This window comes from Mesorhizobium sp. M7A.F.Ca.US.006.04.2.1, from assembly GCF_004022915.1.
Classification (GTDB): Bacteria; Pseudomonadota; Alphaproteobacteria; order Rhizobiales; family Rhizobiaceae; genus Mesorhizobium; species Mesorhizobium ciceri.
Map to the genome: position 1 here is coordinate 1 of NZ_RZQA01001502.1, position 716 is coordinate 716.

Annotated in this window: 1 protein-coding gene and 1 pseudogene; one reads left to right on the forward strand and one right to left on the reverse strand. The window is 64.4% G+C overall.

The features are described 5' to 3' along the window. Positions 1-444 (forward strand): annotated as a pseudogene (locus tag EN925_RS38350) (ribonuclease D); the annotation flags it as partial. Positions 445-499: 55 nt separating this feature from the next. Here EN925_RS38350 and EN925_RS38355 read toward each other — a convergent pair. Beyond that, on the reverse strand, positions 500-716 hold a 217-nt coding region (locus EN925_RS38355), incomplete at its 5' end, for an MAPEG family protein (protein ID WP_206633203.1).

The window sequence follows — 716 nt, forward strand, 5'->3', positions numbered from 1 at the left end:
CTCAAGGACGACGCGATCTACGAGGTGGCGCAGCAGGCGCCGCGCGACGCGGCAGCCCTGGGCAAGCTGCGCACGACGCCGAAGGGCTGGGAACGCTCCTCGACGGCGACGGCGCTGCTCGGCGCGGTCAACACCGCCCTTGCCTTGCCCAAGGAGCAGATGCCGAAACTGCCAAAGAGTTTCCAGCCGCCCGAGGGCTCGAGCGCCGCGGCGGAACTGTTGAAGGTGCTGCTGCGGATCGTCGCCGAAAAGGAAGGCGTCGCCTCCAAGGTGCTGGCCTCCAGCGACGACATCGACCGTATCGCCGCCGAGGGCGAGGAAGCCGACGTACCGGCCCTGCAGGGCTGGCGGCGCGCGGTGTTCGGCGAGGCCGCGCTCAAGCTGGTACGCGGCGAGATCGGCATCAAGTTCGACAAGCGCAAGATTGCGGTGTTCGACCTGTAGACGTCCCTCGCGGATTTTCCTTCTCCCCTTGCGGGAGAAGGAAAAAGTGCCCTGCTCAAACCATGCCGAGCAGGTGCAGCGCGAACCAGATCCATCCCAGCAGGAGAATCACCGCACTGACGAAGAATGACCGGCTGCGCAGCAGCAGATTGTTGCTGGTCAGGTGAACCCAGGCGTGGAAATAGCGCGATGCGACGAAAATCCACATCAGCGCCAGGGTCAGATAGTTGACGCCGTTGGTCAGGTGCAGCGTCAGGCACAGCACATAGAAC